This is a genomic window from Mycobacterium gastri (genome assembly GCF_002102175.1).
GTDB classification, from domain to species: domain Bacteria; phylum Actinomycetota; class Actinomycetes; order Mycobacteriales; family Mycobacteriaceae; genus Mycobacterium; species Mycobacterium gastri.
Genome location: NZ_LQOX01000109.1, coordinates 1 through 12,495 on the forward strand (window position 1 = coordinate 1; position 12,495 = coordinate 12,495).

Below are 12,495 nucleotides of genomic sequence, written 5' to 3' on the forward strand. Positions count from 1 at the left end.
GATCCGCGGATTCTTCGCCGACCCTCACCTCGCTTACATCACCGCCTAAGTCGCCTTACTAACGCTCGGCTTAGTAAGCCGAGTTCGGCTTAACAGTGATCGAGGCGCCCAATACACCTCGGCCGAATATTGTGTCACGCTCGACGAGCTCGGGCTGCGGCATTCACTAGGCATCCGCGTTACCGGCGTGGCCGTACCCTCGCCGGGTCCACCATCCCGGACTGCGCCAGCGCGTCGTCGATGAACCGCTGTACCGGCCGGGAGCGGAAGAAACCGGTGTGACCGCCCTGGTACCAATGGATCTCCGGCTTGCCCCAGTGCTCCCAGAGGCGGCTGACCTGGTCCCGGGGGTGCACCAACCGGTCGGCAACGCCGGCATAGATGAAGCGGCCCTCCATAGGAACACGGGGAGTCAGGGCCAGCGGCGAGATCATCCGGCCGATAGGCCGGGCCGACCTCATCGTCTGACGGAGGCGGCGGTGGCCGCTGAGGCCGGCGTGGCGGCCGACCAGCTCCACCAGATCCACGGCCGGGACACCCAGGATCGCGCACCCGAGCCCGTCGTCGAGGCTGGCGACCAACGAGCTGATGAGACCGCCCAGAGATATGCCGTTGAGCCCGATCATCGCGTCGGGCTGCTGTGCGCGGATCCAGGACAGCAGGCGCCGGATGTCCCACACCGCCTGAGCGGCACCGTGGACCGCGTCGAGCACATTCGCGCTGGGAAACGCGGCGCCGTAAGGCCGCCCGCGTGCCCGCGGCCCGTGCAGCGGCAGGACCGGAAGCACTACGTTGAGGTCCAGGTTGCGGTACAGATACCAGGCGTGAAACAGCATCAGGTCGAGACCGGCCCGCCCCATCTCGGCACCGTGCACACACACCAGCCACGGCCGCGGCCGGCGGTGCCGCAACATCAGTGCGTACTCGCGGTGGTTTCCGGTGTAGCTCAGCCATCGCTCGCGGCCCGGTTCGCCCGGGTGGGGCTCATAGCCGCTGTCGAAGGAGAGACGCTGGTAACTGCGCCCCATGCTGTCCACCCGCTTGACCACCACCTCGGTCAGCGGCGGCGGCGCCGCGAAGAATCCCTCGGGATGGGCCAGCCTGCCGTTGTTCTGGTAAACGTCAAGTGCGGCAAGCACTTCGCGATCAATCCGCTCCAGTGAGGAGGCGCTGGGCGCCGACCTCAGCATGCTGAAGCCGGTCAGCAGGATTTCGTCGCGAAACGCTTGCGCGGCAAGCGCGATGGTGGGCCGAGCCACCGGCAGCTCGTCGGGCTGCCGGTCCAGATAGGTGCCCCAGGACCGGGCATAGAAGCCGCCGGCGCGGGTGAATGGACCCAGCACCTGCAGTAGCGGGTTGGCGCTGTCGCGGCACTGGTCTGCCTGGTCGATGTCCGGCATCTCGTCTGTCACCCTGTTCGATGCGGTCTGGCTTTTCAAACAGCCTTCGAGCAGCTTAAGCCCAAGGGGAATTTCGGATGCACTCGCGCGCTAGGTCGCCTTTAGGTCGCCTTTAGGTCGCTTCCGCCTTGCGAGGCAGCTCGACGACCGCGGCGGGGTCGTTCTCGGTCAGTCCGACTTTCGACGCGCCCCCGGGCGAACCGAGTTCGGCAAAGAAGTCGGCGTTGATCTGCTGGTACTCGCTCCACTCGCCGGGCAGATCGTCTTCGTAGTAGATCGACTCCACCGGGCACACCGGTTCGCAAGCGCCGCAGTCGACACACTCGTCGGGGTGGATGTAGAGCATCCGGGCGCCCTCGTAGATGCAATCGACGGGGCATTCCTCGATGCAGGCCTTGTCCTTGATGTCGACGCAGGGTTCGGCAATCACGTATGCCACTATCGTTCTCCTTCCTGACAGCCCCCGATGCGAAGCAGTTCCGAGCTGCTCGCCACCTTGACCCGCGGCCGGTTCTGCGCGGCACCGGCTTCCCGCTCGAAGCGGTCGATCGCCTGCCAGTGCGCGGCGTCGACCAGCTGGGGTTGCCGCGACGCCAGCCACCGGGCGAGTTGGTCAGCGCGGTCCTCGGCGAGGGCGCCGCTGCGGGACTGGGCGGCCAGGTCCGCGAGCAGGGTGTCGACGGTGTCCTGGGCGTCCTTCTTGTTGGTACCGATCACCCCGCTCGGTCCGCGCTTGATCCAGCCGACGACGTATTCGTTTCGGCTGCCCTCTATCCGGCCGTCGGTGTGGGGAATGGTGGCGCTAGTGGTGTCGAACGGCAGCCCGGGTGTGGGTACACCGCGGTAGCCGACCGATCGGACCACCAGCTGCGTGGGTAGCTCCTGCCGGGCGCCGGTGTCCTTGGCCACCATTCGGCCGCCGGCGTCACTGACCAGCTCGTTGCTGCCGAGCACGATACTTTCCACCTTGCCGTTCCCGTTGATTTCGATGGGAGACGTCAAGAACCGCAACACGATCCGGCGGTGTCCGGACCGGGGTGCGCGGGCGGCATAGTCGCGCAACACCTTGATGTTCTGCTTGGCGACTTTGCCGGCCGACGCCAGGTCGTCGTCACTGATGCCCTCCAGCTGGGTGGGATCGACGACAACGTCGACGCCCTCGAGTTCTCCGAGCTCGCGCAATTCCAGGGTGGTGAACGCGCTCTGCAGCGGGCCGCGCCGGCCGATGACCACCACTTCTTCGACATGGCAGGCGCGCAACGCCGTCAATGCGTGATCGGCGATGTCGGTGACCGCAAGTACGTCGGGATCGGTCACCAGGATGCGGGCGACGTCGACCGCGACGTTGCCGTTGCCCACCACGACGGCGCGGTTGCCCGATAGATCGGGGGACATCTGCTCGAAGTGCGGATGCGCGTTGTACCAGCCGACAAAATCGACCGCGGCGACGCTGCCCGGCAGCTGTTCGCCGGGAATGCCCAGGGGCCGGTCGGATTGGGCGCCGACGGCGTAGATCACCGCGTCGTAGCGCTCGGCGAGCTCTGCGGCCTGGACATGCCGGCCGACCGTGACGTTGCCGAAAAACCGGAATCGGGGGTCCTCGGCGGTCTTCTCGAACTGCTGGCTGACCGATTTGATCTTGGGGTGATCGGGTGCCACCCCGGAGCGCACCAAACCCCATGGCGTGGGCAGCATTTCCAGCATGTCGACCGCAACCTCGAGCCCTTCGCCGGCGTCGGCGGCTTTCAGCAGCGACGCCGCGGCGAAGAATCCCGACGGACCGGAACCCACAATCGCTACGTGATATGGACGGGTCATGAATCTCATGGTTGTCGTCCCCGCCGGGCCGGGGTAGAGGTGTCGATGTTGTGTTGTCACAAACAATGGTTGTGTCGCCGTTTTCGTGGTTTCATCAACCATGCCGCTCAGTTCCCGCATGCCCGAACTCGCCTCGTTCGAGATCTTTCTGGCGATCGCGCAGACCGGCAGCCTCGGCGGTGCCGCCCGCGACCTGGGGTTGACCCAGCAAGCCGTGTCAAAACGGCTCGCGGCGATGGAAGCTCAGGTCGGTGTGACGCTGGCCGCCCGGACCACCCGTGGCTCACAACTCACGCCCGCCGGCGTGGTCGTCGCCGAGTGGGCTGCGCGCTTACTTGACGTCGCGAACGAGGTCGATGCGGGTCTGGGTGCCCTGCGCAAGGAGGGGCGGGAGCGGATCAAAGTGGTGGCCAGCCAGACGATCGCCGAACAACTGATGCCGCACTGGTTGCTGTCGTTACAGGATGCGGCGGTCAGGCGGCGCGGCGGCAGCGCCCCCCAGGTGATCTTGACGGCTACCAACAGCGAGCACGCGATCGCCGCGGTTCGCGGTGGCGCGGCCGATCTCGGATTTGTCGAAAACCCTGGGCCACCAAAGGGATTGGGCAGTTGTGTGGTGGGCCACGACGAGCTGGTGATCGTGGTGCCGCCCGGGCACAAGTGGACTCGGCGAGCACGCCCGGTGAGTGCCGGTGAACTCGCGCAAACACCGTTGGTTACTCGCGAGCCCCGTTCGGGTATCCGCGATTCGCTGACGATGGCGCTGCGTCAGGTGCTGGGCGACGATGTGCGGCAGGCGCCGCCGGTGCTCGAATTGTCGTCCGCCGCGGCCATGCGGGCCGCGGTGCTGGCTGGCGCCGGGCCGGCGGCCATGAGCCGGCTGGCCGTTGCCGACGACCTCGCGGTCGGCCGACTGAGCGCCGTCCCGGTGCCCGAATTGGACCTGCGGCGCCAGTTTCGGGCCATCTGGGTTGGCGGGCGCACCCCGCCCGCTGGGGCCATCCGCGAGCTGCTCAGCCATATCCGCTCTACGTAGGAGTGGGCGGTAGGAGTGGGCGCTAGGCGGCGGCGTGGTGGGCCAGCGCCTGGTCGTAGCGGTCGAGCAGCGTCTCGGCCACCAGCCGGTGCGCGCCCAGCGGTTGGGCCATCCGAATGCCGTTGTCGCGCGCGTAGTTCCACACCTTGTCGGTGATGAGACCCGGCGCCAGGAACCACGGTGCGATGACGAGGCGGCGGGCGCCGCGGCGCCGCAACCGTACGATCGCGTCGGGAACCGACGGTTGCGGCCGGGTGGCAAAGGCGATGGTGGCTCCGGCCCAGCTGGTGCCGGCGGCCAGCGCGGCGGCCACCTGCGCGGTGCGTGCATTCGCCGCGGCGTTCGATGAGCCGATCGCGACCACCACCACACCCAGGTCCCGGTCGAGCGGTGAAATGTCGAGTTCTGCCAGACGTTCGCGCAGTACCGATACCAAGCGGTCGTCATCACCGAGCACGTCGGCCTGGCGGACGCCGTGCGCGCCGGCACGCGCTATCTGGTTGGGGATGTCGCGGCGTGCGTGGTAGGCGCTGGCCAGCAGCAGGGGAGTGACGACGGCAGGGCTCCCGTAGGGCAATCCACTGAGCACGTCGACGAATGCCGGCTCGGCCAGTTCAAGGAAGGCCGGCCGCACGTCGAGTCCCGGCCGGATGCCGGCGAGCTCGGCGGCGACGGCTCGGGCGTTGGCCGCCGATCGCGGATCTTTGCTGCCGTGCGCGGTGAGGACCAATGTGCTCATGAGGCGTGCAACCCGCATTCGGTCTTGGCCAGCCCCTGCCAGCGCCCACTGCGCGGGTCGGCGCCGGCGGCCGGTTTGGTTGTGCACGGGGCGCAGCCGATCGACGGGTAGCCCTCGTCGACGAGCGGGTTGACCAGCACGTTGTTCTGCTGGATGTAGCTCTCCACGTCCTCATCGGTCCAGGTGGCCAGCGGGTTGACCTTCACCAGTCCGAACGCTTCGTCGAAGCTGATCAGCGGGGCGTTGGCGCGGGTGGGCGCCTCCACCCGGCGGATGCCGGTGACCCAGGCCGAATACCCCCGCAGCGCCTTGGTCAGGGGGACGACCTTGCGCAGCCGGCAGCACTCGGTGGGGTTGCGGGCGAACAGGTCCTTGCCGAGCAGCTCGTCCTGCTCGGCCACCGCGTGTTCGGGGGTGACGTTGAGAACCCGGATGTCATAGACGGATTCGACGGCATCCCGGGTGCCCAGGGTCTCGGCGAAGTGGTAGCCGGTGTCGAGGAAGATCACCGGCACGCCCGGGCGCACTTTGGAGGCCAGGTCGACCAACACGGCTTCTTGCATGTTGGAGGCGACCACGTAGTTGCAGGTGGCCCAGCCCCGGGGGCCGTTGACGCCGCCGAAGTGGGCGTCGGTCCAGCGCAACAGGTCGGTGGCGCTGGCACCGTCCAGCTCGTCGGCACCACGGGCAGCCAATTCACGTAGCTGCGCCTCGGTATAACTCATCTCGTCGTCCTCCGCTCGTTTCGGGTGGACTTATCGAAGGTCGGCCTCCTCGGCCCGCAGCGCCCAGGTTGCGAACCGTTCGCCGTCGTGGCGTTGCGTGACGAAGTTGCGGACCACCCGGTCGATGTAGTCGCCCAGTTCGTCGCTGGTGACCTTGTGCTGGCGCAGTTTCCGGCCGAATCCGCTGTCTTCGCCGAGGCCGCCGCCGAGGTGGACCTGGAACCCCTCGACCGGTTTGCCGTCCCCGTCGTCGACCATTTGGCCCTTGAATCCGATGTCGGCGACCTGAATTCGGGCGCACGAGTTGGGGCACCCGTTGACGTTGATGGTGATCGGCACGTCCAGATTCGTGTTGATGTCGGCCAGACGGCTTTCCAGCTCGGGCACCAAAGACTGTGCCCTGACCCGCGTTTCGGCGAACGACAGCTTGCAGAACTCGATACCGGTGCAGGCCATCATGTTCTTGCGCCACGCCGACGGCCGCGACGGCAGACCGATGGCATCCAGACCGGCGACCAGTTCGTCGACCTTGTCGTCGGCGACGTCGAGGATGACAAGTTTCTGATAAGGGGTGAACCGGGCGCGTTCCGAACCGACCTTTTCCATGAGGTCGGCCACCTTGCACAGGATGGTTCCCGATACCCGGCCGGCGATGGGGGCCACCCCGACGGCGTTGAGCCCGTTCTTGAGCCGCTGCACCCCGACGTGGTCGATCGGGTGCTTGACCGGCTCCGGGGCCGGGCCGTCGATCAACTGCCGTTGCAGATACTCGGTTTCCAGGACCTCGCGGAATTTGGCCACACCCCAGTCCTTGACCAGGAACTTCAGCCGGGCCTTGGCGCGCAGCCGCCGGTAGCCGTAGTCACGGAACAGCTTGGTGACCGCTTCCCAGACGTCGGGCACCTCGTCGAGCGGAACCCACACGCCGACTCGTTGGGCCAGCATCGGGTTGGTCGACAGGCCGCCGCCTACCCACAGGTCCATCCCCGGGCCGTGCTCGGGATGGTTGACGCCGATGAAGGCGACGTCGTGGGTTTCGTGGGAGACGTCCTGCAGGCCCGAGATCGCGCTCTTGTACTTACGCGGCAGATTGGCGTACTCGGGGTTGTTCATGAAGCGCCGCAGGATTTCGTCGATCGCCGGTGAGGGGTCGAGGATTTCGTCGACCGAGTCGCCGGCCAGCGGAGAACCGTGGATGGCGCGCGGGCAGTCGCCGCAGGCCTCGGTGGTGGTCAGCCCGACGGACGCCAGCCGGTCCCAGATCTCGGGGACGTCTTCGATTCGGATCCAATGGAATTGGACGTTCTCCCGGTCGCCGATGTCGGCGGTGTCACGGGCGAAGTCGGTCGAGATTTGGCCCAGGGCACGCACGGTGGCGGCTGACATCGGCTTGCCATCGGAGCGCACCCGCATCATGAAATATTTGGCCTCGATGGTGTCGGTGTTTTCCTCACCGGTCCAGGTGCCGTCGTAACCCTGTTCACGTTGGGTGTAGAGGCCCATCCAACGGAAGCGGCCACGCAGGTCGGACTTCTCGATGCTGTCGAAACCCTGTTTGGCATAGACATTCAGAATTCGGTCGCGGACATTCAGCGGCGCGTCCTCCTGCTTGAACTGTTCCGCGTCGTTGAGCGGCTCACGCTGTCCGAGTGCCCACTGACCTTCGTTACGAGTCTTGGCGGGACGGGCTGCTGTGGTCATGTGGCATACTCCTTCGCGAACATTGGCGACCCGGATCGCCGTTGCGCGCGGCGCTTTGGCGGTTGTCCCTTCCGGCGGGCGTCGACGGTGGGCGGCCATCGGGCCGGCCTGCGACATCAACGATGATGTTGGTCAGCGGGAGGTATCCGAAGATACTTCGCCGGACCCACGGGTCATGGCATCGATGTTGCGCTGTTGGCCGTGGTGCCGGTAGGGACCTTCATGTTGTGAGGTCACATCGTTTGGTTGTGAGCGCCGCGAGCCTTGGCCGGGATGTGCGGCTCGATCATGCTGTCTGCTAGTGTGATTCGCGCCCTGCCATCGGAAACGTAAGTAAAGTAAGGTGTTGCGATCGGGATTCGGTGGCGCCAGTCGTAAGTTATTTCCCAGCAGATTGGCAGCGACCTGCCAGCGATATCCGCTATCACTGAACCGCGCCTGGGACATTCGGCCGTTGATGCGGTGCACCGTGACCATAGCGATGTGTTCGAGCTGAACACCGAATAAGCCATGACACAAGACGTTGACCCGCAGGTGATTAAGCAGGCTGCCGCCGCGTGGCGTCAAGTTCACGACGAAGCGGCTGCAGCATTCACCCGGTTGGCCGGCGTGCTGCAAGGCTCAGCCGGGATGGCCGGTACCGACAACGGCGCGCACGCTTGGGCCTCCAAGTACGACCTGTTGTGCGGTGGGTGCGACGGTGCCACCGGTGTCATCGAGTGCGCTTCTGCGGCTGTCATTGCTGCCGGACAGGTCACGGACCTGCTGTACGTGACTGCGGTCAACCACGAAAATGCTGACCAGCAATCCGCGCTTAATCATCAGGGGCCCCAGCCGTTCCGCCCGAGAGAGAGTCCCTATCTTCTTTGAGCCCGAAATCCCTTCGGCCGAAGGAGGACACGACGATGTGCGTGGTGGCATACCATCCAGGCATACGTGCAAGGCGAACTATGGCCCAATGGTCACCAGGACAGCTGCACAGTGCCGCGCATGCCTGGCGCAGCGCCACCGCGGGTCTTCGGGCAGCGGCCTTCCTCGCATACAGCGCAATCCCATATCTGACGAACCAGAAGTCACCCGAGATACCGGCCGCCATCGCCAATTGCAACCTTGCGCGAGACGCGATCAACTCCGCGGCTGAAAGCTGCGACATTGCGGCCAAATGTTGTGACGACTATGCATCGGCCATCGATGATGCCCACCACAACATCATTCACGAGATGGAAGTGCTGGGCGCCACCGTCGCGGTCACCGAAGTTGTTGCAGCCGTGCTGATTCCTTTCACCGCTGGAGCCAGCGAAGCGGTGTCGAAGGTGGTCGATGTCAGTAGGCTGGCGGCCACCGGGGCTCGCATCGCCGAAATCATCCGGGCTTTCCGAGCGGCAGTCGAGCTGTCGGCCCTGCCTACCGTAAATGCGATCGGTGCTGCCGCTCGGTCGATATCCGAGCTGGGACCACTTCTCGCCGCGCGCGCGAGGGTCTTCGCAGCCGAGACGGCGAGCCCTGGTGGTGCTGCCGCAATCGACGAGGCGGGGGCCGCCAGGCTTTCACATGAAAGTGTCACTGACAAGCTCGACAGGTACTTACTTAATCCAGACCACCCGGTGGGGGCCCCAAGGCGAAATGGTTCGAGCAGGCGTTAGGTTTCACCCGCCAGAATGAATCCGACCTTGCCAGGCAGATCGCCTTTGACGATAGCAAAGCTGTACAAACGGGTGTGACACAATATGGCATAAAATATAATCAAGTAATCTCAATCACGGGAACGAATGGAAAGATTATTGACGTAACATTTGCATGGATACGCGGCAATGACGGAGTCGTGCGTTTGGTGACAGCGATTCCTGCCAGTAGATGAGAGAACGACGGACATGAAACCCGAAGAACACGATGTAGTCCAATTGCGGCGGCCACTGTTGGAGTACAACCTTCCGGCCGGTTCAAGAGGGGCGGTCGTGTTGGACTATACGAAGTATTCGCATGGCGACCTGCCCCCTGCTTATGAAGTGGAATTCTCAGACGCCGACGGTATCACCCAAGCCTTGGTCACAGTCCGCGAAGAGGACCTGGAGGTCGTCTGGCGTCCAGATCCGGATAAGTAGCCGTCCGCCCCGACTCGGCTCAGTTTTGTGTTCTCCTGCCTTAGTTCTGGTGGCTGCTCAAGATATTCGATTCCGCTCGCGCGGCCTCCTTCGCCATAACTGCATCCCGGGTACGGCGAGAGCGCCGAGGTTGACGACGAGGTGCAGTCATCGGCGGAGAGCGAATGAGCCGTTTCGCACGGGTCAGGGCCACATTGCCGTATTATGCTGTGCCACAGCCGTGTAGTTGCGATGCGCTAGTTCAGCATTTTTCCGCAGCGTGGAAAGCCCTTCGCGCATCTGCTGGTCGGCTGTTACCCACTTCTGGTGATATTCACGTTCGGCCTCGGCGCCCTGACCCTGCCAGGTGCCATGGAGCTCAGCTACGCATTGGTCTACGGCCGTCGCAATCTGTTCGGCTTGCGAATTGAACTTGGCCAGCCGATCGGCGAAATGCAATAGCGCCTCTAAGTCGACCGTGTACCGGCGGATCATAATGATGGGTCCGCTGCGGTCAGCGCCTCGAACGCTTTTGCCGCGATGGTCTCGTGGTCGAGCATGAGGTCCAGCGAACGTAGCAACCGCTGCGAGTGCTCAGACAAGATGGCCGCGACGGCTGTTGCACCCTGGTGCCACTCTTCCCAAGGCGGCTGGAAGGCCGATGCCGCAATACCACGCCAGGACGATGACAATGCGCGCCAATCATCGGTGATACTGTCTAATTCCGCTTTCAGATCATCATTTTGATTCGAAAGAATTTGCGCGGCTGATGCCATCGCTTCCAGCCTCATGGTCAGCTCACCAGCCACGAAACCCCTATCGGTCACTTTGGCACCATCCAAGCGAAATCGGGCGTTTCATACAAGTCGCCCATTCCTTCCAGGTGATCCAAGGTCAACCAACCGTGAATTGCGTCCCGGGGCCGGTGGGCGGGCGATGGGGCTTGTGGCGGTAATAGCCGGGTGGAGGGCGGTATACGCTGTCCGCCTCGCGGCAGCGTCGATGTTGGACTTCGTGAGCGGTGGGCTACTCGTCGGGCATCGCTCGTAGACTGCGGCGGTATGGCCGATGTGTCGTTGGACATGCAGGAGCGTCTGGAACTTTGCGACCTTTTCGACGAACTGGGCCCCGCCGTTCCCACCTTGCTCGAGGGCTGGACCGCTCACGATCTGGCCGCCCACATCGTGTTGCGCGAGCGCGATCTGGCGGCCGGCGTATGCATTGTGCTGCCTGGTCCGTTCCAGCGATTCGCCGAGCGGCGCCGGGCGGGATTAGCCGAGTCCAAAGACTTCTCGTGGCTCGTCATGCGGATCCGGTCCGGCCCGCCCGCCGGGTTCTTCCGCTTCAAGTGGGTCCGCGACCTGGCGAACCTCAACGAGTTCTTCGTTCATCACGAGGACGTTCGCAGAGCCAATGGCCGCGAACCCCGGAGCCTCACGCCGGAAATGGATGCCGCCTTGTGGCGAAATGTCCGCCGCGGCGCGCGGTATCTCAGTCGGCGGCTGTGCGGTTGCGGGCTGGAGGTCGAGTGGGCCGGCGCTGCCGAGGTGGTTCGGGTGCGCTCGGGCGATCCTGCCGCACGGCTCAGCGGCCCTCCGGGGGAGCTGCTGTTGTACGTGTTCGGGCGCCAAGCGGCGGCGCAGGTCGACGTTTGTGGACCGCCGGAGGCCGTTGCGGCGTTGCAGCGCACGCACTTCGGTATGTGAGTCGGACACCCGTCGTACTTGCGGTTTGGCGCTTGGAGCGCCAAAATGGCGCCATGCCCAGTGTGCAGATCAAGGACGTTCCGGAGGACACCCACCGAGTTCTGCGCGAGCGAGCCGCACGCGCACATCAATCCCTACAGGAATACCTCCGAAGTCGGCTCATCGCCGACGCGAATCAACCCACGCTGGATGAGGTGTTCGACCGCATCACCACACGTCGCGGCGGCCGCGTGTCTTTCAGAGCCGCCGTCGATGACGTTCGGGCTGATCGTGATCGTCGTTGATGCGAGCGTACTGGCCGTAGCGCTGGGCGACGACGGGTCGGAGGGCCGGCTCGCGCGGGAACGTTTGGCGCACGAGACGTTGGTTGCTCCGGAAGTCATCGACCTCGAGGTGGTCTCGGTGTGGCGCCGCCATGTCGCGGCAAAACGGATGCCGGCTCGAAGGGCTGCGAGCGCGGTGGCGGACCTGACCGATCTGCCGCTGCGTCGGTCCTCACATCAGCCATTGCTCCACCGGATGTGGGAATTGCGGCATGTCCTGACGACCTACGATGCCGCCTACGTTGCGCTGGCCGAGGCTCTCGACGTCGTACTCGTCACCGCAGATGCACACCTTTCCGGTGCTTCGGGCACCCGTTGCGTGATCGAGGTTGTCGGCGAAATCGGCGACTGCTGACAGCCGCCGCGGGATATCGCTGGTCTGCTTGAGACCAGACCCGCCACGACAATCGATGGTGGCACGCCGAGCCCCCGATTACTGGTTGCACACCCACACGCCTTGTGACGCAGGTGATTCCGGCTTGGGCGAGTGGGTGCGTCCAGAGCGGCCAGTGTGCCGGTGGGATCACCCTGGGACCGTGTTGATCTCGTCGCCACGCTCACCGGAGTCCTCGCTGCGGCAGTCACGTTGGTAACAGGAGTCTTTGGGTCGAGCGGCGCGCAATTTGGCCAGCTTCACTCGGAAACTCATGGTGACCAGTAGTTGGTGAGTGGGCTGCCCGCTGGTGTCGGCGCTCGGCAATGCTGACCTGGCGGTGCTTCGAGGGTCGTTGTGAGGCGGTAGATAGCCGGCCGACGCGATTCGGTCTGCTGACAACGGCTTCCAGGAAGCTTCTAGTGTGCCGACTCGCTCACCACGAACGGCAGCTACTCGGCGTTCAAGTGCCTTCCCGAGGCCACACTGCTGCCGGTCATCGATGCCGGCGATTGCAGCTTGGCTGCGCACGCATAGCTTGGCGTCTGTTTTCGCCACGTCGGGGCCTGCTCGGCCCTTTGCTCAAAAGGCCT

At 64.8% G+C, this 12,495-nt stretch carries 16 protein-coding genes and 1 pseudogene; 8 read left to right on the plus strand and 9 right to left on the minus strand.

Annotated features, from left to right (window positions below):
* Positions 1 to 179: 179 nt before the first annotated feature.
* From AWC07_RS13245 to AWC07_RS13255, 3 genes are all read right to left on the minus strand, one after another.
* Positions 180 to 1,400: an alpha/beta hydrolase family protein gene (locus AWC07_RS13245; RefSeq protein ID WP_036417988.1), complete on the minus strand. Its 1,221-nt coding sequence runs from the start codon at positions 1,398 to 1,400 to the stop codon at positions 180 to 182.
* A gap of 112 nt (positions 1,401 to 1,512) precedes the next feature.
* On the minus strand, positions 1,513 to 1,839 hold the full coding sequence (gene fdxA / locus AWC07_RS13250; protein WP_036417990.1) for a ferredoxin: 327 nt from the start codon (positions 1,837 to 1,839) through the stop codon (positions 1,513 to 1,515).
* Positions 1,839 to 3,218, minus strand: coding sequence for an FAD-dependent oxidoreductase (locus tag AWC07_RS13255; RefSeq protein WP_244187580.1), 1,380 nt, complete (start codon positions 3,216 to 3,218; stop codon positions 1,839 to 1,841). The genes fdxA and AWC07_RS13255 overlap by 1 nt, the downstream gene beginning before the upstream one ends.
* 100 nt (positions 3,219 to 3,318) lie before the next feature.
* Between AWC07_RS13255 and AWC07_RS13260 the strand changes: the two genes are divergently transcribed.
* Entirely contained in the window at positions 3,319 to 4,254 is a 936-nt protein-coding gene (locus AWC07_RS13260) for a LysR family transcriptional regulator (protein WP_036417992.1), read from the plus strand.
* 22 nt (positions 4,255 to 4,276) lie between these two features.
* Here the strand turns inward: AWC07_RS13260 and AWC07_RS13265 are convergent, their stop codons facing one another.
* From AWC07_RS13265 to AWC07_RS13275, 3 genes are read right to left on the minus strand one after another with little or no spacing between them, the layout of a single operon-like run.
* Positions 4,277 to 4,993 (minus strand): sirohydrochlorin chelatase, encoded by a 717-nt coding sequence (locus tag AWC07_RS13265; protein ID WP_036417993.1) that lies wholly within the window; start codon positions 4,991 to 4,993, stop codon positions 4,277 to 4,279.
* Complete coding sequence (locus AWC07_RS13270) at positions 4,990 to 5,718, minus strand: phosphoadenylyl-sulfate reductase (RefSeq protein WP_036417995.1); 729 nt, start codon at positions 5,716 to 5,718, stop codon at positions 4,990 to 4,992. Before AWC07_RS13270 ends, AWC07_RS13265 begins: the two co-directional genes overlap by 4 nt.
* Before the next feature lie 30 nt (positions 5,719 to 5,748).
* Positions 5,749 to 7,419: a nitrite/sulfite reductase gene (locus AWC07_RS13275; protein WP_036418008.1), complete on the minus strand. Its 1,671-nt coding sequence runs from the start codon at positions 7,417 to 7,419 to the stop codon at positions 5,749 to 5,751.
* Between the two features lie 510 nt (positions 7,420 to 7,929).
* Between AWC07_RS13275 and AWC07_RS13280 the strand changes: the two genes are divergently transcribed.
* The 4 genes and pseudogenes from AWC07_RS13280 to AWC07_RS13290 all read left to right on the plus strand — a co-directional run bounded on the left by AWC07_RS13280 (position 7,930) and on the right by AWC07_RS13290 (position 9,521).
* Entirely contained in the window at positions 7,930 to 8,289 is a 360-nt protein-coding gene (locus AWC07_RS13280; RefSeq protein WP_051508208.1) for a hypothetical protein, read from the plus strand.
* Between the two features lie 80 nt (positions 8,290 to 8,369).
* Complete coding sequence (locus AWC07_RS13285; RefSeq protein WP_051508209.1) at positions 8,370 to 9,062, plus strand: hypothetical protein; 693 nt, start codon at positions 8,370 to 8,372, stop codon at positions 9,060 to 9,062.
* A gap of 17 nt (positions 9,063 to 9,079) precedes the next feature.
* A pseudogene (locus tag AWC07_RS29815) lies at positions 9,080 to 9,277 on the plus strand (hypothetical protein); the annotation flags it as partial.
* Between the two features lie 13 nt (positions 9,278 to 9,290).
* Complete coding sequence (locus tag AWC07_RS13290; protein ID WP_036417997.1) at positions 9,291 to 9,521, plus strand: DUF4926 domain-containing protein; 231 nt, start codon at positions 9,291 to 9,293, stop codon at positions 9,519 to 9,521.
* 183 nt (positions 9,522 to 9,704) lie between these two features.
* Here the strand turns inward: AWC07_RS13290 and AWC07_RS13295 are convergent, their stop codons facing one another.
* On the minus strand, positions 9,705 to 9,995 hold the full coding sequence (locus tag AWC07_RS13295; protein ID WP_036417999.1) for a WXG100 family type VII secretion target: 291 nt from the start codon (positions 9,993 to 9,995) through the stop codon (positions 9,705 to 9,707).
* The gene (locus tag AWC07_RS13300; protein WP_244187581.1) at positions 9,992 to 10,327 is read right to left on the minus strand and encodes a WXG100 family type VII secretion target; all 336 of its coding nucleotides are present in this window, start codon (positions 10,325 to 10,327) and stop codon (positions 9,992 to 9,994) included. The genes AWC07_RS13295 and AWC07_RS13300 overlap by 4 nt, the downstream gene beginning before the upstream one ends.
* A gap of 234 nt (positions 10,328 to 10,561) precedes the next feature.
* Between AWC07_RS13300 and AWC07_RS13305 the strand changes: the two genes are divergently transcribed.
* The 3 genes from AWC07_RS13305 to AWC07_RS13315 are packed head-to-tail and all read left to right on the plus strand — an operon-like array spanning position 10,562 to position 11,884.
* Complete coding sequence (locus tag AWC07_RS13305; RefSeq protein WP_036418002.1) at positions 10,562 to 11,206, plus strand: TIGR03085 family metal-binding protein; 645 nt, start codon at positions 10,562 to 10,564, stop codon at positions 11,204 to 11,206.
* A 53-nt stretch (positions 11,207 to 11,259) separates the two neighbouring features.
* Entirely contained in the window at positions 11,260 to 11,490 is a 231-nt protein-coding gene (locus AWC07_RS13310; RefSeq protein WP_075510669.1) for a FitA-like ribbon-helix-helix domain-containing protein, read from the plus strand.
* Positions 11,459 to 11,884: a type II toxin-antitoxin system VapC family toxin gene (locus tag AWC07_RS13315; RefSeq protein WP_244187582.1), complete on the plus strand. Its 426-nt coding sequence runs from the start codon at positions 11,459 to 11,461 to the stop codon at positions 11,882 to 11,884. The genes AWC07_RS13310 and AWC07_RS13315 overlap by 32 nt, the downstream gene beginning before the upstream one ends.
* 168 nt (positions 11,885 to 12,052) lie before the next feature.
* Here AWC07_RS13315 and AWC07_RS29350 read toward each other — a convergent pair whose 3' ends face one another.
* Entirely contained in the window at positions 12,053 to 12,178 is a 126-nt protein-coding gene (locus AWC07_RS29350; protein ID WP_279628881.1) for a hypothetical protein, read from the minus strand.
* Positions 12,179 to 12,495 lie beyond the last annotated feature (317 nt).

Coding starts and splice junctions, on each gene's coding strand:
- AWC07_RS13245 (WP_036417988.1), bottom strand. CDS start 1,400: ATGCCGGACATCGACCAGGCAGACCAGTGCCGCGACAGCGCCAACCCG.
- AWC07_RS13255 (WP_244187580.1), bottom strand. CDS start 3,218: ATGACCCGTCCATATCACGTAGCGATTGTGGGTTCCGGTCCGTCGGGA.
- AWC07_RS13260 (WP_036417992.1), top strand. CDS start 3,319: ATGCCGCTCAGTTCCCGCATGCCCGAACTCGCCTCGTTCGAGATCTTT.
- AWC07_RS13265 (WP_036417993.1), bottom strand. CDS start 4,993: ATGAGCACATTGGTCCTCACCGCGCACGGCAGCAAAGATCCGCGATCG.
- AWC07_RS13270 (WP_036417995.1), bottom strand. CDS start 5,718: ATGAGTTATACCGAGGCGCAGCTACGTGAATTGGCTGCCCGTGGTGCC.
- AWC07_RS13275 (WP_036418008.1), bottom strand. CDS start 7,419: ATGACCACAGCAGCCCGTCCCGCCAAGACTCGTAACGAAGGTCAGTGG.
- AWC07_RS13280 (WP_051508208.1), top strand. CDS start 7,930: ATGACACAAGACGTTGACCCGCAGGTGATTAAGCAGGCTGCCGCCGCG.
- AWC07_RS13285 (WP_051508209.1), top strand. CDS start 8,370: ATGGCCCAATGGTCACCAGGACAGCTGCACAGTGCCGCGCATGCCTGG.
- AWC07_RS13290 (WP_036417997.1), top strand. CDS start 9,291: ATGAAACCCGAAGAACACGATGTAGTCCAATTGCGGCGGCCACTGTTG.
- AWC07_RS13295 (WP_036417999.1), bottom strand. CDS start 9,995: ATGATCCGCCGGTACACGGTCGACTTAGAGGCGCTATTGCATTTCGCC.
- AWC07_RS13305 (WP_036418002.1), top strand. CDS start 10,562: ATGGCCGATGTGTCGTTGGACATGCAGGAGCGTCTGGAACTTTGCGAC.
- AWC07_RS13310 (WP_075510669.1), top strand. CDS start 11,260: ATGCCCAGTGTGCAGATCAAGGACGTTCCGGAGGACACCCACCGAGTT.
- AWC07_RS13315 (WP_244187582.1), top strand. CDS start 11,459: ATGACGTTCGGGCTGATCGTGATCGTCGTTGATGCGAGCGTACTGGCC.
- AWC07_RS29350 (WP_279628881.1), bottom strand. CDS start 12,178: ATGAGTTTCCGAGTGAAGCTGGCCAAATTGCGCGCCGCTCGACCCAAA.